The organism is Moryella indoligenes, from assembly GCF_030812885.1.
In the GTDB taxonomy this organism is placed as follows: Bacteria; Bacillota; Clostridia; order Lachnospirales; family Lachnospiraceae; genus Moryella; species Moryella indoligenes.
This window is the reverse complement of sequence record NZ_JAUSTO010000002.1, coordinates 53,349-73,591: the sequence shown is the minus strand read 5'-3', so window position 1 is coordinate 73,591 and position 20,243 is coordinate 53,349. Positions and strand designations below refer to the sequence as shown.

Genomic DNA, 20,243 nt, shown 5'->3' with positions numbered 1-20,243 from the left:
TTAAGCGATGAGGAGAATATGAATGGATGAATCAAAAATATCAGTGGCTAAAGAATTTCTGTTTCTATTTCAGCCCTTGTCCCTGGAAGACCGGGGCGAACTGGAAGAAAGACTTGTCGCAGAGGATATCTGTCAGACAATTGCTGTCTGGGGGAATACACTGATGGAACCGCCTGAAAGATTCCAGATCTGCAGGGACTGGGGGATAGGTATTAAATATCAGGAGATGGATTTTTTGGACACACTCGATGCCGGTGTCTATATTTGCAGGAAAGAGTTAAGCCGGAAAGATCTTACTATAGAAATGCGGACATACCTGATCGGAAGATTATTTCTATATCGCCAAGAAATAGCAGCGAGAGATTTTGTAAACAGAAATCCCAATACAATAATCTGCCGAAGACAGGGAAATCGTCCAAAGGGAATGTATGAAACAGCCGGAGAAATATCCAGGGAGTTGAATCTTGCTACGGGAACGATTTTAAAATATGGAAGATATGCTTCGGCAATTGAATCGATAAAACGGTTAGAACCATCCGTTGCAAAAGCGATACTCTCTCACCGTATTCGCATATCACATGAAGATCTTCAGGAACTGAACAGCAACGAAGAGAGAATTAGTATTTATGGAAGAAGAAAAACAAAAACATGCCGGTATGCAGGAGAAAAAAACCATCCGGGAAGTGAATCCTTCTATACATGAAATGCCAAAGTATGACCCGGATGCTGATATTCTGAACCTTATATACACCATTCCTTCCTGGATTTCATCGATAGACAGAGTAGAAAAAAATACAGATTTCAAAAGAACGACCTATCAGTCAAATCAGAAGCTGGCAAGTCAGATCGCATCTCTTCGAGGCACACTGGAGAGAGTTGAATTCAGATTGAAAGGAGTGATGTGATGTCTGAATATACACAGATGGAGTTATCCTCAGAATTTGAAGAAACCGCAGATGCGGGATATAATGAGAACAAGGTTTCTATAGATCTGCGGATCTTTGTTCCGGATGTTCATTTCGAATTGATTCCAATTAAGAATCTGCTGTCGAACCAGGAATACCAGCGGAACCTCTCTATCCAGCATGCAAAAAGAGTGGCTGAAAATTTTGACATCTATCAAATAAACCCGGTAAAGGTAAGCCGGCGGGACGGTGTAAATTATATTTTTAATGGTCAGCACACTGTGGAAATCGTGGCACTTATTTCAGGCTCCAGAGAAACGCCAGTCTGGTGCATGATCTATGACGATTTGGAGTATGAGCACGAAGCAGATATTTTTGCGAACCAGATGAAATATGTAAAAGCTCTTCTGCCGTATGAAATATTCATGGCAAATATCGAAGCAGGAAATGATGAGGAATTAAACATCAAGGCTTTAGTTGAAGATTTGGGAATGACAATTACGCCTTCAGCTGCTCCGAATGGAATCTGTGCAGTAACTACGCTGGAAAAAATCTATGACCGATACGGATTCAATGCTCTTCACAGAGTCCTGCGCTTGGTGATAGGAACATGGGAAGGAGCTCCCAATTCAACAAGCGCCAACATGCTGAACGGTGTGGCGAAGCTGATCGACGCATACGGAGATTCTCTGAAAGACGATGTTTTTAAGGAGAAGCTCAGTAGAGTTTCAGTAAAAGAGATCTCCAGGGATGCGAAAGAACGAAGAGCCGGAGCCCTGGGATATGCGGAAGTCCTTCTTATGCAATATAACATGCGGAGAACCAATAAGCTTCTTCAGTGGGAACGACTATACAAAACAATAAACAATAAACAGAAAACGCAAAACTAAAGATATGGTCTGCGTCAGAAAGAGACCATGAAAGTCATCGACAAGGCCCTCGCCGCAGCGGGGCCAAACACTTACTAGCTGCAGCTCATACACGGCTATAGCAGGGGGCCGAGCCTGCAGATGATGATTTCCGACTGGTATAAGTATAAACCGAAGGTGAAGCGGATCATTTATCAGAACGCCGAGCATGGTTACTCTGTCATCAAGTGCAAGGCGAAGAACTGGTAGGATCTCGTGACAGTGATCGGGTGAAGGACTTCGGGCCGGAGTACGCGCAAAAGATCGTCCGGCAGTTTGGCAGAGATAAGCTGGAGGTCATTGAAGAGATGCTGGATGAACTATGTCTGCTTGCGCAGCGGTATTCTCTAAATGGAGGCTTGGGAGAATCAGTCAAAGTGAACGAAAATGCCGATTTGGTATCAGATCAGATGCCGAAGATCCAGAACCGTTCGCAGGTAGAGAGGTGGGAGACTACATGACGCACATTCAGACCATACAGGGAGATATTACAAAAGTAATAGATGTGGAAGCAATCGTAAACGCGGCGAATACCAGTCTCCTTGGCGGAGGCGGTGTAGACGGGGCAATCCATCGGGCAGCCGGTCCAAAACTCCTTGAGGAATGCCGGACGCTTCACGGCTGCCGGACCGGTGAGGCGAAGATCACAGGCGCATATGAGCTTCCCTGCAAATATGTGATACATACTGTCGGACCGATCTGGAAAGGCGGATCCGGGAATGAGCCGCAGCTTCTGGCCGATGCCTATCGCAATTCCCTGCAGGTTGCACTGGACAACGGAATCCGGACAGTCGCATTCCCTTCGATTTCGACAGGTGCGTATCGCTATCCTCTGGAGGACGCAGCAAAAATTGCAGTGCAGACCGTTATAGATTTCTGCGAAGCCCATCCATACGCCTTTGATTTCGTGCGTTTTGTCCTGTTTGATCTGCGGACACGGCAGGCCTATGACGATGCAATCTGTATTTTGAGTATGGGAGAATAAAGAAATGAGCGTAAACCGATGTGGCTGGGAACTTAGTTCTGATAAGATGATCGCCTATCATGACCACCGCTGGTGCAATCCGGAACACGATGATCAGGAGCTTTTTGCCATGCTCATTCTGGAAGGCGCACAGGCAGGCCTTTCATGGGCTACGATCATCAACCGGGAAGATAACTACAGGAAGGCTTTCGATGGTTTTGACCCGAAGATCGTTGCTTTCTATGACGATGAAAAGATCAAAGCGCTGATGCAGGATGGAGGGATCATCCGTAACCGCAGAAAAATCCTGGCTGCTGTTTCCAACGCGAAAGCGTTCCTGAAGATCCAGGAAGAATTTGGGAGCTTTGACACATATATCTGGGGATTTACTGAAGGCAAGGTAATTGACCATCATCTGAAGACTGTGGAGGAGACGCCGGCGACTTCGGAGCTCTCCGAGAAAATCAGCAAGAGCCTGAAAAAGAGAGGCTTCAGTTTTGTGGGGCCGACGATCATCTACTCCTATTTGCAGGGAATTGGAATTTATAATGATCATATAGAAAGCTGTGATTTCAGGTAAGGCAGTGATCCGATAGCGCAAAAAGGATAGAGGCGGGTGAAAAGATCAATTTAAAAATGATGGAAAGATTTAGAGTTATGGGAAAAATTGTGGATTCAAGTGAAGAGGAAGCATAAAAATGTTTTGGAATACTGTGGCCGGAGCATATGACATATTTGTCAATGTCATTAATGGAAAAACGCATAGAGCGCTGAAAGCAATCGTAGGTGATCTGATCGAGCCGGAAGACCGCGTGTTGGAGTGTGCCTGTGGAACAGGGATGTTGAGCGCCGTAATCGCAGAAAAGTGCGTATCGCTCACAGCGACTGATTTTGCGCCGAAGATGTTAAAATATGCCGAAAAGAATTGTGCTGCTTTCAGAAATGTAGTCTTTCAGCAGGAAGATATTCTCTCGCTGGATTTCCCGGATAATTCTTTTGACAAGGTGGTCGCAGGGAATGTGATTCACTTATTGGACGATCCTTTGAAGGCTCTCGGTGAGCTGAATCGAGTGTGCAAGTCTGATGGAAAGCTGATTATTCCTACCTACATGAAGCGGGATCAGAAGAGCGACATCAGCAGTTTTGTCAGGATTGCAGGAAAAGCAGGCGCTGATTTTAAACACCAGTTTACTCTGGATAGCTATCGAAAGTTCTTCCTGGACGCCGGGTATGCGGATGTAAAGGTGCGGCTTGCTGAGGGACGTATCCCCTGTGCAGTGGCTTCAATGACGAAGAAATGCGGATAAGTAATATGTGCCCGTCTTTTACGAAGCGGCCTGAAGTAAGAACAGATTCCGATGAATGAGTGCGGTGACGGTATGAGACCATCGCCGCACTCATTCATCATCCTGCTTATTGTAGTATTGTTCCGCCAAACTAAAATAAATTTACTGTCAGCGCAGATCCTTGAGATGCTCCATGTTATGGCGAACACTGTCGCAGCATTGAGCGAACTCGGCCCTTTCTTCCGGAGTCATGGGGATTTCTACTACTTCTTCGACACCATTGGCTCCAATGACAGCGGGAACGCCCACAAAGAGCTTATCTTGGCCATACTCTCCCTGCAGCTCAGTGCTGACAGGCAGAATCTGTTTTTCATTCGTGAAAACGATGTGAACAAGCCGCGCCAGTGTAGAGCTAATGCCATACTCCGTGCAGAATTTTCCGGAAAAGGTGACCCAGCCCGCACCAATGACCTCTTTTTTCATGGCCTCGTGGTCAAAGCGGAAGCGTTCGTCTTCCCCGGCCCACTCCGTTAACGACTGTCCTCCAAAGGTGACAGCAGACCACGGCACCATCTGTGCTGCGCCATGTTCGCCCATCATATATGCACAGATGGACTTGTGGTCTATTCCGGTCTGTCTGGCCAGCGCCGAGCGAAGGCGGGAGCTGTCGAGCCCGGTACCTGTGCCGAATACCCGTCCCCGGGGAAGGCCGGAGAGCTGTGCGATCTCCTGCGTCACGATATCACAGGGGTTCGTAATGTTTATGATGATGCCGTCGAAGCCGGAATCCATAATCTTTTTTACATAGCCATCTACAGCCGGGATTGTAAAATCCATCTCGGTCAGGCGGTCGTGAGTACCGCGCAGGAGATTGATGTCACCGACACTGTTGACCAGCACATCACAGTCTCCGGCATCAGAGAAGTCACCCACCCGTACCGCAATGCGGTGCGGCAGATAGGCCACCGAGTCAAACAGATCCTGGCATTCGCTGACGGCCTTGTCGTGGTTCTTGTCTATCAGGATAATCTCGTCGGCAATGCCCTGCACCGCCAGACTATAGGCGCAGTGCGCTCCTACATGTCCCACACCGATAATGCCAACAACTCGTTTTTTGTTCATCATATTTTTTGTCCTTTCTATTCTTATATATACTTCTCAGATTGTTACGTTTGTAAACAGAACATTGTTGTTGGGACAGATCATATTTGACACCAAGCGTTGCTGCGCCAAGTATACCACAAATGAGGATAGTCACATCCATCCACATAATATAATCAAAAGTAAAAAATGAAAGAAGCAGCTGTGTAAGCTAATTGGTGCTGCAAGTGCATCTATGTTATCGACATTTAAACCTATTCCAAGTATTATTATTGGAGCGGTGTTTTATAATGAAACCATATATACGCGCACTCTTTTAAGTTCAACCAAGAAATCATAACGGAGATGGATAAATATGAAAACAAAGCGATCATGGCGTGCGAGATTTAATTATTGGTTTGACGAGCATATTTCGCGGGGCGCAACACAGCAGTTTTTGCTTCTGTTCGGTTTTATTCTGTCCGTCATGATAATTATTGGGGCATTAGCTGCTTTTTTTCATGCGACACGCTTGATACGGAGTATGTGGCAGCACTGGAGAGACTGAGTCAGCTGGAACGCCTGCATCTGATGAGCCGCTGGACGATCAATCCCGGCTATCTGTCCGGCCTTACCGGCTTGAAGGAGCTCTACTTTGATGAGCCCTGGGTGGATGGAGAACTGTTTCCTGTACTGGCTTCTCTGCCGGAGCTGGAGAAGGTGACGCTTTCTGTAGAATATTTGTATCAGGACATAGGGAGATTGTTGGAATTGTCCTCTCTCAGGGAACTGCACCTGATCCCGGATTCCTTCTCCACGGACACGCTTTACGTCAGGATGGGGGCACTTCTGGTGAATACGAATCTGAAGATACTGAGCCTGAACGGCTTTAAAATTCACGATATGGACGTAGAGAATCAGGGAAAAGAGCCTTATTTTGGAACGAGAGCCAATGAGTTCCTGAGCCATTTCTCCGGTCTGGAGGAACTGGAGCCCAGAAGCAATCATCTTCAGGATCTGGAGTTCGTCAGATCCATGCCAGAGCTGCGGATACTGGATATCTCCGACAATTATGTGACGGATGTACAGTCCCTGCTCAGCTGCCCAAGACTGGAAAAGCTCATTTGCAAAGATAATCAGATTCGAAATCTGGAGATATTGCCGGAGACGGTGGAGGTTGTGCAGTAGCGGTTGTGAGAAATAAGAGTCAGAGCGCATATCGTCTCTGTGAAAAGAGATGATATGCGCTCCGGTTTTCAAGCGGATCCGTTATGCAATCATACTTACAATAAAGGCTGCGACAATACCAGCCAGAGACATCACGATATTTTGACTGACACATAGAGTTTTCATGGTAGTCCTTGCATCATATCCCATAAACTCACTGAATACCCAGAAGAAACTGTTATTGACGTGAGAGCCGAGAGAGGCGCCGGCGCTTATGGAAAGAAATGCTTCCAGCGGAGTCAGAAGACCAGCTTCGCATAGTGGTACGGACAGACCTGCAGCCAGAAGACCTGCGACGCTGGCAGAGCCCTGAGCGAATTTAGAAAAGCCGGCGATCAGGAAGGGAACGAGGAGAACTGGAATATGGGTACTGACCAGAAGGTTGGCAATGGTCTCACCGACACCGGTCGCACCTACTATTTTGGCCAAGGCCCCTCCGGCAGCAGTGATGAAGACAATGGGACCAGCGATTTTCAGTGCGTCTGACATAGGAGCATATCTCTCGTTCTCAGGTAAGTAACTGGCCAGACATACGACAGAAGTCACGATACCCAGCGCCAGGGCGATGTTCTTATTACCCAGAAAAGAGAGGGGAGACAAGAGGATACTGTCTTCAGAAAGAAACTGAGAACAGACGCTGTTCATCAAGATGAGCAGAATTGGAACGATGATAGGAGCAATCGCGGCGGAAAGAGAAGGCATTTCGTCTTCCCTGAGATTGAAATTGATCACCTTGTCCTTTTCACTCTCCAGCTGCGTGAACCAGCTGTCAGGCTTACGGCAGAGATAGAATTCGCCAAAGGCCCAGACGCAGATTGTGATAAAGAGTGCACAGGGAAGTCCCCACAGAATAGAAGTTCCGATATCCAGACCGAGCACTGCGATGATGGCGAGGGGAGCGGGGGTCGGAGCGACAAAAGCATTGGTAGACAGCAGGGAGCAAGCAGTTACTGTGCCGAGTGCACAGGCGTTTTTGCCACTTTTTTTTGCGACCGATTTGATTAGTGGGCTGAGCAGAACCATAGCCACGTCACAAAACACGGGGATCGCGACCAGAAAGCCAGTGATGGCAAGAGCTAAAGTGGCGTTTTTATTGCCGGTGATTTTCAGCATACTTGTAGCAATCCTCTGACAGGCGTTGGACTTTTCGAGATAAATGCCAAGAATCGTGCCAAATATCACCAGAAGACCGATACTTTTGCAGGTTCCTGCAAATCCGTCTATAGTCGTACTGATTGCGGTGCTGGTGCCAAGCTGACAGGCAATTCCGATACCGAGGCTGGCGAGCAGCATACATATGAAGGGGCCAAGCTTGGTCTTCATCATGAGAAGCATCATAAGAGCCAGACCGATCAGAAAAATGATCAGATTCATCATAGTCGTTACCTTCCTTTCCATGGGACAGTGCTGAAACGAGGATTATTCGTATAACCAGGTGCAGCCGGTGGCAACGCTGCCAACGACTTTTCGGTAGGTTTTCAGAAAACCGGTTGCCGGATGATTCTCAGGGCGCTTGATATGCTTTAAACGTTCCGCGAGTTCTTCGTCACTGAGTTCCAGGTGGATGGTATGGTGCGGAATGTCAATTTCTATCATATCTCCATTTTGCACAGCTGCGATGGGGCCACCCTCCCAGGCCTCCGGGCTGACATGACCGATGCACGGGCCCCTGGTAGCGCCGGAATACCGGCCATCTGTCACCATGGCGACACTGGTATGGAGTCCCATGCCGACCAGCATGGCAGCGGGGATGGACATCTCACGCATGCCGGGGCCGCCTTTCGGCCCTTCATAGCGAATAATCAGAACACAGCCGGGCTGAATCTCTTTATTGGCCATGGCATGGCGCAGATCATCCTCCGAATCGAAGCATACGGCAGGGCCTCTGTGGTGAAACATTTCTGGAACCACACCGCTTTTCTTTACCAGACAGCCGCGAGGGGCCAGATTTCCGTAGAGTACGGCATAGCATCCATCCGGATAGAGAGGATCATCACAGCTATGGATGATTTCGGAATTGACAGGGCGACAAAAGGCATCCAGATATTCTCCAATAGTGCCGCCCATGGCAAGTTTGCATGACTCGTTTAGATACGGACGTATGGCCTTCAGAGTAGCGCCAACACCGCCTGCCTTGTAATAATCATACAGATTGTATTTGCTGCTGGGTTTGAATTTAGCGATGCAGGGGACATTGCGCTGAATCTCGTCGAAGCGTCCTATGTCCAGGTTCATTCTCATAACCTTGGCCAATGCACAGACATGAAGCTGTGCATTGGTCGAGCCACCGGTGGCGGCGATGTGCCGCAAACCATTTATGATACTGTCCTCTGTGACAATATCGCGGAAACACACAGCATTTTTCGTAAGAGTCACGATCCGTTCCCCTACGTCTCTTGCCTGTTTATATTTGGTATTGCTGCAGAACAGCATTGTGGTGCTGTCTATGGGGCACAGGCCTATGGCTTCAGCGAATACGCCCATGGTATTGGCAGTTCCGTACATGGAACAGGTGCCGCAGGAGTTGCAGATGTTTTCACGATACCGGGTGAAGGTTTCTTCAGAAATTTTATCGACATTTCTTGCGCCGATGGATTCCTTGAGGTCTGGAGTGACATAGGTTCCTTCCGGTGCTTCGTAGGGAATCATGCTGCCAGCCGTGAGGAACAGACAGGGCTTATTCAGTGCGGCGGCGGCCATCAGCATGCCCGGCACGATTTTATCACAGCTGCACATGAATACGATGCCGTCAAAGTTGTGGGCACGGGCCATACCTTCAATGCTGGCAGCAATCAGATCGCGCTCCGGGAGAATGGTATGCATACCATCCCCCTGGGCCATACCGTCACAGGGAGCCGGTACGTTGAATTCTCCGGGGACACCGCCTGCGGCCCAAATCCCTTCCTTTACTGATTCCACTAGCTGTTTAAAGGGTTTGTGACCGGGATTCACGTCGGTGTAAGAGTTGGCGATGCCGATGACGGGCTTTTTTAAATCTTCTGTTCGATACCCGCAGGCGTTCATCAGGCCGACCCAGTATGCTTCCTGAGGATTCGCAGCATTGCGGTTTGGTTTGTAATCAGGCATATTTTCCCTGTTCCTTTCTGATATGAGTAAGATTTCTGTCTATCTTCCCTGTTCCTTTCTGATATGAGTAAGATTTTCTGTCTATCTTCCCTTGCTTGTTTTATGCAATAGTAACAAAAAATAAACCCAAAGAAAAACAGATATTACGTGATATAAACACAAGAATAATATTGTGATATATTGATGATATGTTTCGATGGGATCAAAAGGCAGGAGACAGTATTCGCGCAGTATCTCGCATATGGATGTGTTTACAGGGGAGCAGAGCATGAAGATCAATCAACAGATGTTCCTGTTGGCGGTGGAGGAGATGAACTTTACACGGGCGGCACAGCGTGCCTGTGTGACACAGCAGTGTCTGAGCAATCATATCTCACGTCTGGAGGAAGAGTACCGGGTAAAGTTGTTCGATCGTCGTCCAAAGCTGGTCCTGACCGATGCCGGACGTCGGCTATATGAGTCTCTGCTGCAGATTCAGCGCATTGAAGAAGCGGTGAAGCTGCAGTTATCCAGTGATTATCAGTTCATGACGGGAGCGCTGCGCTTCGGTGCGCACACAAGTCGTTCCCAGGTATTGCTGCCGCCAGTGATACGTGATTTTCGGGAAATGTTTCCGAACGTACATGTTTGTATCTCCTCGGGGCAGAGTAGCCAATTCAGGAGGGATGTAATGGAGGGGCATTTGGATCTTGCATTGACTGTGAATGCAAAACCGATCCGGCATATGGCACAGGAGAGCATAGGAGAAGAGCGAATCTATCTGATTGCTGCTGAGGAACTGTTGCAGAAACGAATTGGTTCATGGGATGTTAGTCGGAAATCCATCACAGTGGAAGAGTTGGCAATGCTTCCTATGACCTGTAACCCAAATGTCAGCACGCTGCAGGATGTGGTGGAAAATTTTCTGATGAAGAAGGGGATTGTACAGAATATTGTTTGCCATGTGGGAGACTACCAGACACAAATGGAATTATGCCGTCTCCGACAGACTGCTTTTTTCTGCCCGGAAGGTTTTCTGCTGGGGAAAGACCTCTTTCAGAACCGGAGAGATGTTTCTGAACAAGTCAGAATCTTATCAGTGGAGGATCTGGTTGAGACGGTGAGGCTGGATCTGATATCTAATTCACTGCACTATCATCCGGTCTATTTTACGGAATTCAGTCGTATCTTTCACAGGACATACATGAACTATATGGCAGCTGTTCGAAAAAAAGTTGCTGCATTTTTTTGAATCACGAACAGTGAGTATTACAGAAGACAGTTGCTTTGATAAAAATTATCCCGGGGACCATAGTTTTCGCATGAAATATTTCGTATGATAGAGGCGTCAAAGCGCTTCAAACCGGGAAGGGCAGGATGATATGTGGGAGGAAGCTGCTGCAAAAGCAGAAGTGAGTGTTGAGGAAAATCATTGGATCAGAACAGGTATGGTATGCCGAGTGGCGGGAGGTGTTTATGAAAAGACAGTTTAGCTTGTTATCGGGGAGAGCGGCGGGACTTCGTCTGCTCGCAGCTGTGACTCTGACAGCGTTGCTGCTGTCCGCCTGTGGGGGGAAGGGGGCAGAAGGGAGTAAGAGCACTGCGATGCAGAGCGCGGAGACTGCCGCGGAAGGTTCGGCGGAGACGAAGCTGAAGGAGAAATCAGAGGGAAAGCAGAAGGCAGCGACAGCACTCCCGGAGACACAGACGGCGGCGGAGCAGACGCATTTTCTTCATCCCATCATTACCATCAAGCGGGATTTTACAAGCAGTGATGGAAATACTGGTGCGGAGTGCCGGGCAGAGCTCTGTGAGGTATCTCTGCCGACAGAATACTATCCCGGCATCGGCATCAATGAGGCAGAGCAGTACAGCGCGCTCTCCCACGCACTGTCTGACTACTACGAACGGGAGGAGGAGCGCTATGCAGAGTGGTATTCTGATCTTATTTCACGCATGTATGAATATGAAGCGGAGGGATTTACCGCGTCCTATTCACATGAACAGAGTGCAGTGATCTCCCGGGCGGATGATAAGGTGCTCAGCGTCCGCTGCCATGTGTTCAGTTACGAAGGCGGTGTTCATGGCATGTACAGTATGTACGGGGAGAATTTTGATGTTCAGACGGGGAAAATGCTCTCTCTTCCGGATGTGATCTGCGATGCGGACAGAGCCGGGGAGCTGATCTATCATTTTTTGAGAGCGGAATATCCGGAGCTGAATATCACTCCGGAGACCTATGGCCCGGACTATTTTCGTGAGCAGCTGAGAGAAGGCTATGAGAACGTCGGCTGGGCTATGGATTACAGTGGTGTGACGATCTTCTACCCGCCCTATGAGCTTGGCAGCTACGCAGACGGTTTGCAGGTTGTGACGCTCTCCTCTGCGGCGCACCCGGAGATATTCAATCCGGAATATATCTACGCTGGACAGGATTTTATCACACCTCTGAATCAGGAGAGGAAGACCTATGTAGATCTGGACGGCGACGGGGAGCTGGAGGGAATTCAGCTGTACGGTTCTTATGACGCGGCAGGAGACTGGGAGTCATTCTCGGCTTATACGATCAATGTGGATGGCAGGGGGTATCCGTACAGTTTTGATACGCCCATCTACGGAGGACAGGGCTATATCCTGTACCGTGGTGGAAAGTACTATCTCTATTATTATGGATCTGGAGATAATGACTGCAGTGGTCTCTTTATTTATGAGCTGAGCGCTGACAAAGCGCCTGTGCTGCTGCTGGAGAACTGGAATCTGAATGAGGACGGCGCCCTCCGTTTTGATGAGAATCAGGGCTTTGACTGGATCGAGGAGAGGTACAGCTTTACAGATCCGCAGTGTACTGTTCTGAGCTCCAGCTCTGAGGTGCTGAGTACGGTAGATGTAGACAGCCTGTACCAGATTAATGAGAAGGGACTGCCGGAGGCGCTCTCATCGCAGGGCTTCATTCCGGAGGGGCGCCGCTGGGATATGAGGCTCAAGAGAGAACTTGAGGTGAGTGTTCTGGATGATGAGGGAAATATCTCCGGGCGCACAAGCGTACCTGCGGGCACAAGATGCCGGATATGCCGCGTCGGGCTGGAGGACAGGACGGCAGATCTCATCTTCTACGGGGAGAAGACGCTGACAGGAAGGGTGCAGGTAGAGCTGGACAGTGATTGGATGCACAGCATCGACGGAGTCGATATCCATGAAATCTTTGACGGGCTGATATTCGTGGGCTGAGTTGGATTAATGCTGTGAGAGAAGAGAGAAGGGACTGCGAGAGAACGGATTTCCGTTGTCCCGCAGTCCCTTCCCGTATAGAAAAGCAAGGTTTGATATGCAGCTTAATTTGTATAGTTGTCGAAATAACCCTGAATGTAGACGATCGGCGTGCCCTTGTCTCCGGAGCCGGAGGTCAGGTCGCAGAGACTGCCCAGCAGATCTGTCAGCTGACGGGGGGTCGTGCCCTGCGCTGCCATCTGGCCGACGAGATGATCGGACTTTTCGTGAATGGCGTTCCGGATAGCATCCCTCAGCGCGTCTCCGCTCAGATCCTTAAAATCATTGTCCGCGAGATACTTCAGCTTCAGCTCGTTCGGCGTTCCCTCGAGTCCGCTGGTATAGCCGGGGGAGATCACCGGATCTGCCAGCTCCCAGATCTTGCCGACCGGATCCTTGAAGGCGCCGTCGCCATAGACCATGACCTCGATGGTTTTCCCGGTGCGTTTTCTGACCTCTTCCTGAATGGCGAGCACCAGCTTGCTGCATTCGCGCGGGAACAGCTTGATCTGTTCCTCTGTTGATTTGTTGGAGCCAAGCAGACCGTAGGTCTCATTGTAGCCGGAGCCATTGATCGGCTGATTCATGATATCGTCAAGGCTGCGGACGCACTTTGCGCCGTGCCTGTTGAGGAGTGCCTTTGTGCGCTTCCGGGTGTGGATATCGCAGTTGATGACATAGGGCGTATGCTCCAGTATGGTCAGGGGGCTGTTTGAGAAGATGATCTCGCACTCCTTGCCAAGGCCCTCTATAAGCTCCTTGTAGTAGGAGACATAGTCCATGCCGGTAAATCTATGCTTCTGGAAGCCGAAGTGCTGACGATACTCCGCTTCTGTCAGCGTATCCTTCCAGGGATCAAGACCGGAGGCATCCACCTGATCGAGAGAGACCAGATGATTTCCCACCTCATCGGCCGGGTAGGAGAGCTGAAGGATGATCTTCCTTACATCTGCGCTCGCGATGGCTCTCAGGATGATGGCAAAACGGTTGCGGCTCAGGATCGGAAAGACAACGCCGACTTCTTTTCCGGCAAAATCTTTATTGATATCCTCTGCCACCTGTCCAATGGTTACATAGTTACCCTGCGTGCGGGCCACAACGCTCTCTGTGATCGCGACGACATCCTTCTGTCCGATTTCTACATGCTCCTGACTGTAGAAGCGCTCCAGTATATCCGGAATGATTTGAACTAAATTGTCCCCGGCCTTGAAGATTGGTGCGCGCAAGCCTCTGACGACAGTTCCGACGATTCTTTCCATAAATAGATCTCCTTTGTGATTGGTGGACTGCTATCTAGCATAATAGCCGAAATCATGATATAAGTGAAATAAAAGTATATAACATCAGACATAAGCTGGAGTAATATCAAAATGAATTTGAATCATTATCAGGTTTTTGTGACGGTTGCGGAAAAAGGAAATTTTTCAAAAGCGGGGCAGGAGCTGTTTTTGAGTCAGCCTGCCGTATCACAGATGATGAGTCAACTTGAGCAGGAGCTCGGCTGCAGGCTGTTTGTGCGACAGTCCAGGGGAGTAGTTCTGACGGTGGAGGGGCAGGAATTTTATCATCAGGTCAAAACAGGCGTGCAGGCTCTGGAGCAGGCAAATCAGCGCATGCAGGAAATGAAGCTGCTGGAATGGGGCGTTCTGCGCCTGGGAGTTTCAGATACGATCTCACGCTATGTTCTGCCGAAGCGCCTGAAAAAATTTTCCAATCGGTATCCGCGTCTTCGCATCAGTATCCGGAACGGAACCTCCAGTGAGCTGGAACATATGCTGCTCAGTGGAGAGGTGGATCTTGTCTTTGGATTCATGCCTCAACATTTGGAGGAAGTGGAGTTCTGCACATTAATGACGCTTCATGAGGTCTTTGTGACGTCGAGGGAATATGCCCGGGAGCTTCCGGAGCTTCTGACTGCGCAGAATATTCATCAGATCAAGATCATGATGCTGGATCGGAAGAGTCAGACCAGAAAGCAGATCGATGCGCATTTGCTGCTGCAGAATATCAGCCTGAACCCGGAGGTGGAGCTGGCCAATTATGAACTGCTGGCAGAATTTGCAAAGGAGGGGCTGGGAGTCGCCATACTCGCCCGGGAGCTGATTGAGGATCTCCATGTGCTCCGCTCCAATATTGATCTGCCGACGCGGGACGTGGGCTTCTACTATCAGAGGAAAATACCCCTGTCCCATGCGGCAAAGGCATTTGTGGAAACCATGATACAGTAAGTGCGAGTTGTATCGTTTCTGTAAATATGCTAAATTAATAATATTCCATAAATAACGCTATATAATTTGGATTTGTTTTGTTTATTATTTCAAGAGAGTGTTAATTCCGTAAGACCATTCCCAATAAGGCAGAACAGATTGACGAACTGCCTCAGTACGGAAAATATCGCAAACCGAATACTTTGAAACAAAGGGTAGAGCGGAATGTCACAAAATGATTCATCAACAATGACTGCAAATATGATAAGCAGAAAGCCGTATACACCGAGAGGTGTAAGTACGGTTTGGGAGGGAGTGGAAACAAGTCCTTTTTATGTGGAGGATGCGTGGAAGCTTACCTCATGTACTTCTCATTAGACGCAAGGATCTGTTTGCCCTGCAAATCTTCCCGCTTCACCTGATAGAACAGGTATGCCTGGCAGCAGTATATGATGTCGTTCAGAATTGTTTCCGGGGCAACGGTGCGCTGCCGGTTTTTCAGGAACCTTAAAAGAGAGGTGGCTGAGAAGCGAAAACGGGCGCACTGTCACCAATCAGCGATCCCATAGAGCGGTCTTCTCCGAAAAGAAGGGTTGCATATTTTGTGGAGCAAGGGTAAAATAAAAGATAAAGCAATATGTTAATAACACGAAATAAGTCCGGGAATGGCAGGGAAATTTTATGAAAAATGCACAAAAAATCGCTGCAGCAGCTGCATCACTTTTTTTGGTGGGGCATCTGTTTTTGTCTGATGTAACCGTATTTGCGAATCGGGGCTCCCAAATGGAACGTGCCGCCGCTACGAAAAGTAATGCCGGGCGCGGCGAAGCAGAGTCCTTTGAGGCAGAGGGTTTCGTTTGGGACGATATCCCGTTGGCGACGGAAAGCAACGGTGATCCGACAGGTCAAAAAGCGACGGACAGCAATGTTATGCTGAGTCAGGCGAGGGAAGGCAGACAACCTGAGAGCAATGTGCAATACCAGGGAGCGCTCAGCGATCATGCAAACTATACCTTCAGCTTTGAACTTGACAGAGATGAGTTCAGCGACGTCCAAAACCAGCACGCTGCATATTATAACTACGGTGTGATGCATCCCGAGGCGCCGTTCTTTGACCGGGCTGCATGGGCGCTCAAAAGTTTTTCTGTCGAATATGAATTGCATATAAAAGATAGCGGAGAATCCCTGCTGGGCGGTATCTTCTATGATGAGGATCAGTACGAATGGAAGACCCATATGTCTTTCCGGGACATTCCGATTGATTACCCGAAGGTCATCGTGGAATATTACAACGGGGATGAGGGAAACTACGTCCCGAATGCACTGCTGCATTACGATTTGTATCTGGATGCCTCGGCGGAACAGAAGTGCATGATTCTTCGGCTTCCCAGCATTCAGCCGACATGGGAATGCGACGACCCGGGGAAAATGCTGCGCATGGAAAACCCGCACATTTGGTCCGGAACGCTGTATTTAAACGGCAAGGAAGGAGACGATCAAAAGGACGGAAGGACGGAAAAAAATGCCGTAAAATCCGTTAAAAGAATTAAGGAGCTTCTCGGGGGGAGCAGCAGCGCAGACGGAGGGAGCGGTGCGGAGACCGCGCTCTTCGGAGGGGGAAACCGGTCCCCCATTCTTGCAGATCCCGTTTCCGTGGTTGTCACAGGGACAACAGACATAGAGGGAGATGCCTTGAGCTTCCCGGAAATCAGAGCAAAGTTTTTGCGCGGCAAAACCTTTAACCAATATCTGTTTCGTGTCCCCCAGGGAAAAGAAGCCACCCTCTCTCAGGTTATAATAGACGGCAATTCGGAGAACAACACGGGAATCGAAACATCACTGATGGAAGTGTGCCAGGACGGGGTCTTAAATATCAGGGAGGGAACCGTTCTCCGAAACAATCAAATAAAAGCGTTGCCTGACGATGCCACGAACGGCGGCGGCATTTATGCATACCATGCCACCGTAAATATGACAGGCGGCATAGTGGAAGAAAATCAGGCGACACGCGGCGGCGGCATTCAAATTAGCGGTTCTGTGATGAACTTTTCCGGCGGCGTTGTTCGAAAGAACCGATCCGAACGGGTCAGAGATGACAGCGTGACACCGGAACAATATTATGCCGCAGGCGGTGGAATCTTAGTCTGCAACGGCGGGACGCTGAATCTGTCCGGAAACGCGGAAGTCAGAGACAATTATTCGGGAGAAGTGGGCGGAGGCATAAGCCTTGGAATGAGAGTGTGGGGGCCTACGAACACCCTGAACATGGATGGGGGGACAATCGACGGAAATGTGGCAGGGTCCTCCGGCGGCGGGCTGTTTGTGCAGGCAAAATATTTCTCTGGAGGTCCGTCCCGGGCCTACGTTTTTGGCGGAAGGATCACAAATAACAGAATGGATGGCAGCGGCGTCACAGATAGTGATTTCGGAGGCGGCGGGATCTATGTAAACGGTGCAAATGATAAATACGGCATACAGGGAGCCAACGGGGAGTTGTATCTTAAGAATGCTGTCATCACAGACAACACGGCCAGCTGGCACGGCGGCGGCTATGCAGCGTGCCCCATTTCACACACCATTTTTTATTTGACAAACGGCGTTGCCCTGTATGGAAATCACGCGTATTCTGCAGAAGACTTTTTTCTGCTTTGTGCACATGTCTACGGAACACACGGAGGGAAGCCGGAATATGAGCTTTCGGAGCGCATGCTGGGAGGGGTTCCGTACCAATGGAAGGAGAGGAATGGTTCTCTGTTCCCGAAAGAACGATATCAGGGGCAGCTGACGCAGGATCGCGACACCATCGGCCTACATACAGAGGAGAGGGGGAATCTCCTGACCCGGAAGCTTGCCAAGGTGTGGATCACCGGAAATACTTCCGCGACGAGAGGCGGAGGCATCGGGACGAACGGCACGGTCATCATCGGTGAGGACGAGGCCAACACCAAAATTTCCGTGGTGAAGAAATGGGAGGCGAGTGCCGATGGCGAAGATGCCCATCCGGATTCCGTCACCGTGGAGCTGATCGGAACGGCGGCAGGGGTGTCCGATGTGATTGAGCAGAGAACATTAAGCGCAGAAAATGATTGGAAGACCACATTTGAAAAGCTGCCGAAATACCAGGGCGATGCGGAAATCACATACACAGTGCGGGAAGCAGAGGTGAAGGGATATACCGGAACTGTGAGGGGAAGCGAAGCGGACGGATTTGTGATCACCAATAAAAAGGACACGCCGCCGGTGCCGCCGACACCGTTGACGCCGCCGAAAACGGAGGTGAAGGTAACAAAAGAGTGGATTCTTCCGGGCGGCGAGCAGCCATCGGGCAGCGTGGAAATCATGCTCTGCAGAGACGGGGCAGAGACCGGCGAAAGACGGATCCTGAATGGAGACAACCATTGGAGCGCAGTCTTTTCGGATCTGCCGGTGGTGGAGCAGATTGATTCAAAACACCCGTATGAATATAGCGTAAGGGAAGTGGGAGAAACAGGGAACCGCATCACCTTGAACGGAACCGAGTATGGAGTGATTTACGCCGGAACGATGGAGGAGGGATTTACGGTCACCAACAAACGGGAGCCAAAATCACCGCCGCCGACACCGTTGACGCCGCCGAAAACGGAGGTGAGGGTAAAAAAAGAGTGGATTCTTCCGGGCAGTGAGCAGCCCCCTGGAAGCGTGGAAATGGTGCTCTGCAGAGACGGGGTAGAGACCGGCGAAAGACGGATCCTGAATGGGGACAACCATTGGAGCGCAGTCTTTTCGGATCTGCCGGTGGTAGAGCAGATTGATTCAAAACACCCGTATGAATATAGCGTAAAGGAAGCGGGGGAAACAGGGAACCGCATCACTTTAAACGGAACCGAGTATGGGGTGATTTACGCCGGAACGATGGAGGAGGGATTTACGGTCACCAACAAACGGGAGCCGAAATCTCCGCCGCCGGAGGAACCGAAGAAGCCGAGAAATCCGGGGGGCGGGAATCCGCCGCCGGATCGCCCGGGGAAACCCAAATCCCCGCCGCCGGATCAACCGGGAAAACCCAAATCCCCGCCGCCTGTTTTGACGCCGTCCACCCCGGTCAAGATGGAGAAGCCGGGGCAGAGCATGCCGAAAACAGGGCAAGGGAAAGCAATTTTCTGCGCCGCCTGGATGTTGATTCTGTTTGCGGCACTCTTCTTTCTTCGAGAGGTTCAGAATGAACGCTTGAGACGGCGCCGTCACAGAAAAATCCACAGATAATTCTCTCAGGCAGCACCCGTACCACATCATTCTTCCAACTGACAACAGGTTTACTCCATCGCCTATTACGGGCAGCATTGACTTTTCAGGAGCTCGGGCTATAATGAGCTTGAGTGTAACGCCGCGCGGAGAAGCTCCGGCGGGCTGTGTGAGGGGGAGCGCCCTGACATGGTATACAGAAATAACGCGATGGGAGCCTGTGTGCAGGTTGAGAGGGTGCGGAGCAAGCATCGACCGCCAGAAACAGGTGCTTTATACCTTGGCGGATCGCGTTTCACAGAGTTTACAAAAGCGTATCCGGAAGGATGCGCTTTTTATTATGGGCACGCACCGGACCGCAGAGAGTGCTTTGCCAGGATTATAGAAAGGAAGAAATATGAAAACGAATCAGCAGCTCACAAGACTCAGCTTTATGGGAATGATGATCGCTATCGGCGTAGTGATTTCGCCCGTGCTTCGCGTCGAGGGAATGTGCCCGATGGCACATCTCATCAATATCACCTGCGCTGTGTTTCTGGGCCCCTACTATGCCTTTTTCTGCGCGCTGGTCATCGGGATACTGCGCATGATGTTCATGAGCATTCCGCCGCTCGCACTGACCGGAGCAGTGTTTGGAGCCTTTCTCTCCGGTATGCTGTATCGTCTGTCGAGAGGAAAGCTGCTCTGGGCTTTTCTCGGAGAGGTCATCGGAACCGGAATCATAGGCGCGATTATTTCCTATCCTGTCATGACCCATATCTGGGGAAGAAACGGTCTGAGCTGGTTTTTTTATGTGCCTTCCTTTGTGGCAGCGACGCTGATCGGAGGGAGTCTCGCATTCTTCATGCTGAAGCAGATGCAGAAGTCCGGGCTGCTCTCCAGATTTCAGGCGGCGCTTGGCTCGCGCGTTTACACCGGGGGCAGTCAGCTGCTGAATGACTCCATCGGAATTGCAGTGCTGGGGTTTGTGGCTTATCTGGTCACAGTCGTTCTGGTGAACAGCTTTGTGCCGGAGCCGGGAGCGGCGGTGAATGCAATCAAGTATCTGGTGCTTGCGGCATTTATTCTGGGTGGCGTGCTGTACTGGGCGCTGAACCGCAGGAGGGGCTGAG

General features: G+C 49.9%; 17 protein-coding genes. 13 read left to right on the top strand and 4 right to left on the bottom strand.

Features of this window, described 5'->3' with window-relative positions; genetic code table 11:
• Positions 1–22: 22 nt before the first annotated feature.
• From J2S20_RS01695 to J2S20_RS01665, 7 genes are all read left to right on the top strand, one after another.
• Complete coding sequence (locus J2S20_RS01695; protein ID WP_307252381.1) at positions 23–703, top strand: hypothetical protein; 681 nt, start codon at positions 23–25, stop codon at positions 701–703.
• Complete coding sequence (locus J2S20_RS01690; protein ID WP_307252380.1) at positions 627–905, top strand: hypothetical protein; 279 nt, start codon at positions 627–629, stop codon at positions 903–905. Before J2S20_RS01695 ends, J2S20_RS01690 begins: the two co-directional genes overlap by 77 nt.
• Positions 905–1,795: a DUF6551 family protein gene (locus tag J2S20_RS01685; protein ID WP_330692719.1), complete on the top strand. Its 891-nt coding sequence runs from the start codon at positions 905–907 to the stop codon at positions 1,793–1,795. The genes J2S20_RS01690 and J2S20_RS01685 overlap by 1 nt, the downstream gene beginning before the upstream one ends.
• A 248-nt stretch (positions 1,796–2,043) precedes the next feature.
• The gene (locus J2S20_RS01680; RefSeq protein WP_307252378.1) at positions 2,044–2,274 is read left to right on the top strand and encodes a hypothetical protein; all 231 of its coding nucleotides are present in this window, start codon (positions 2,044–2,046) and stop codon (positions 2,272–2,274) included.
• On the top strand, positions 2,271–2,798 hold the full coding sequence (locus J2S20_RS01675) for an O-acetyl-ADP-ribose deacetylase (protein ID WP_307253036.1): 528 nt from the start codon (positions 2,271–2,273) through the stop codon (positions 2,796–2,798). Before J2S20_RS01680 ends, J2S20_RS01675 begins: the two co-directional genes overlap by 4 nt.
• Before the next feature lie 4 nt (positions 2,799–2,802).
• Positions 2,803–3,357: a DNA-3-methyladenine glycosylase I gene (locus J2S20_RS01670; RefSeq protein ID WP_307252376.1), complete on the top strand. Its 555-nt coding sequence runs from the start codon at positions 2,803–2,805 to the stop codon at positions 3,355–3,357.
• A gap of 118 nt (positions 3,358–3,475) precedes the next feature.
• On the top strand, positions 3,476–4,084 hold the full coding sequence (locus J2S20_RS01665) for a class I SAM-dependent methyltransferase (protein WP_307252374.1): 609 nt from the start codon (positions 3,476–3,478) through the stop codon (positions 4,082–4,084).
• 147 nt (positions 4,085–4,231) lie between these two features.
• Here J2S20_RS01665 and J2S20_RS01660 read toward each other — a convergent pair whose 3' ends face one another.
• On the bottom strand, positions 4,232–5,188 hold the full coding sequence (locus tag J2S20_RS01660) for an L-lactate dehydrogenase (protein ID WP_307252372.1): 957 nt from the start codon (positions 5,186–5,188) through the stop codon (positions 4,232–4,234).
• Between the two features lie 501 nt (positions 5,189–5,689).
• Between J2S20_RS01660 and J2S20_RS01655 the strand changes: the two genes are divergently transcribed.
• Positions 5,690–6,331, top strand: coding sequence for a leucine-rich repeat domain-containing protein (locus J2S20_RS01655; protein WP_307252370.1), 642 nt, complete (start codon positions 5,690–5,692; stop codon positions 6,329–6,331).
• A gap of 81 nt (positions 6,332–6,412) precedes the next feature.
• Here the strand turns inward: J2S20_RS01655 and J2S20_RS01650 are convergent, their stop codons facing one another.
• On the bottom strand, positions 6,413–7,747 hold the full coding sequence (locus J2S20_RS01650; protein ID WP_307252368.1) for a GntP family permease: 1,335 nt from the start codon (positions 7,745–7,747) through the stop codon (positions 6,413–6,415).
• Positions 7,748–7,789: 42 nt separating this feature from the next.
• Positions 7,790–9,394, bottom strand: coding sequence for a dihydroxy-acid dehydratase (ilvD, locus tag J2S20_RS01645; RefSeq protein ID WP_307253033.1), 1,605 nt, complete (start codon positions 9,392–9,394; stop codon positions 7,790–7,792).
• A 331-nt stretch (positions 9,395–9,725) separates the two neighbouring features.
• Between ilvD and J2S20_RS01640 the strand changes: the two genes are divergently transcribed.
• Positions 9,726–10,688 carry a LysR family transcriptional regulator gene (locus J2S20_RS01640; RefSeq protein ID WP_307252366.1) on the top strand — a complete coding sequence of 321 codons (963 nt, stop codon included), beginning with the start codon at positions 9,726–9,728 and terminating at the stop codon, positions 10,686–10,688.
• Between the two features lie 224 nt (positions 10,689–10,912).
• Positions 10,913–12,664 (top strand): RsiV family protein, encoded by a 1,752-nt coding sequence (locus J2S20_RS01635; RefSeq protein ID WP_307252364.1) that lies wholly within the window; start codon positions 10,913–10,915, stop codon positions 12,662–12,664.
• A gap of 104 nt (positions 12,665–12,768) precedes the next feature.
• Here J2S20_RS01635 and J2S20_RS01630 read toward each other — a convergent pair whose 3' ends face one another.
• A complete protein-coding gene (locus J2S20_RS01630) occupies positions 12,769–13,962 on the bottom strand; it encodes a coenzyme F420-0:L-glutamate ligase (RefSeq protein WP_307252361.1) in 1,194 nt (397 codons plus the stop codon).
• A 111-nt stretch (positions 13,963–14,073) separates the two neighbouring features.
• On the opposite strand from J2S20_RS01630, the gene J2S20_RS01625 reads away from it, so the two are divergent.
• From J2S20_RS01625 to thiW, 3 genes are all read left to right on the top strand, one after another.
• Positions 14,074–14,931, top strand: coding sequence for a LysR family transcriptional regulator (locus J2S20_RS01625; RefSeq protein ID WP_106613128.1), 858 nt, complete (start codon positions 14,074–14,076; stop codon positions 14,929–14,931).
• A 723-nt stretch (positions 14,932–15,654) separates the two neighbouring features.
• Positions 15,655–19,152 carry a Cna B-type domain-containing protein gene (locus J2S20_RS01615; RefSeq protein ID WP_307252359.1) on the top strand — a complete coding sequence of 1,166 codons (3,498 nt, stop codon included), beginning with the start codon at positions 15,655–15,657 and terminating at the stop codon, positions 19,150–19,152.
• A gap of 376 nt (positions 19,153–19,528) precedes the next feature.
• Positions 19,529–20,242, top strand: coding sequence for an energy coupling factor transporter S component ThiW (gene thiW, locus J2S20_RS01610; RefSeq protein WP_330692717.1), 714 nt, complete (start codon positions 19,529–19,531; stop codon positions 20,240–20,242).
• The last annotated feature ends 1 nt before the right edge of the window (position 20,243 follow it).

What these genes read in the sequence shown, in the direction of transcription:
- J2S20_RS01690 (WP_307252380.1), top strand. Translation starts at nt 627, where the DNA reads ATGGAAGAAGAAAAACAAAAACATGCCGGTATGCAGGAGAAAAAAACC.
- thiW (WP_330692717.1), top strand. Translation starts at nt 19,529, where the DNA reads ATGAAAACGAATCAGCAGCTCACAAGACTCAGCTTTATGGGAATGATG.
- J2S20_RS01625 (WP_106613128.1), top strand. Translation starts at nt 14,074, where the DNA reads ATGAATTTGAATCATTATCAGGTTTTTGTGACGGTTGCGGAAAAAGGA.
- J2S20_RS01650 (WP_307252368.1), bottom strand. Translation starts at nt 7,747, where the DNA reads ATGATGAATCTGATCATTTTTCTGATCGGTCTGGCTCTTATGATGCTT.
- J2S20_RS01675 (WP_307253036.1), top strand. Translation starts at nt 2,271, where the DNA reads ATGACGCACATTCAGACCATACAGGGAGATATTACAAAAGTAATAGAT.
- J2S20_RS01630 (WP_307252361.1), bottom strand. Translation starts at nt 13,962, where the DNA reads ATGGAAAGAATCGTCGGAACTGTCGTCAGAGGCTTGCGCGCACCAATC.
- J2S20_RS01685 (WP_330692719.1), top strand. Translation starts at nt 905, where the DNA reads ATGTCTGAATATACACAGATGGAGTTATCCTCAGAATTTGAAGAAACC.
- J2S20_RS01665 (WP_307252374.1), top strand. Translation starts at nt 3,476, where the DNA reads ATGTTTTGGAATACTGTGGCCGGAGCATATGACATATTTGTCAATGTC.
- J2S20_RS01670 (WP_307252376.1), top strand. Translation starts at nt 2,803, where the DNA reads ATGAGCGTAAACCGATGTGGCTGGGAACTTAGTTCTGATAAGATGATC.
- J2S20_RS01635 (WP_307252364.1), top strand. Translation starts at nt 10,913, where the DNA reads ATGAAAAGACAGTTTAGCTTGTTATCGGGGAGAGCGGCGGGACTTCGT.
- J2S20_RS01660 (WP_307252372.1), bottom strand. Translation starts at nt 5,188, where the DNA reads ATGATGAACAAAAAACGAGTTGTTGGCATTATCGGTGTGGGACATGTA.
- J2S20_RS01695 (WP_307252381.1), top strand. Translation starts at nt 23, where the DNA reads ATGGATGAATCAAAAATATCAGTGGCTAAAGAATTTCTGTTTCTATTT.
- J2S20_RS01640 (WP_307252366.1), top strand. Translation starts at nt 9,726, where the DNA reads ATGAAGATCAATCAACAGATGTTCCTGTTGGCGGTGGAGGAGATGAAC.
- ilvD (WP_307253033.1), bottom strand. Translation starts at nt 9,394, where the DNA reads ATGAACGCCTGCGGGTATCGAACAGAAGATTTAAAAAAGCCCGTCATC.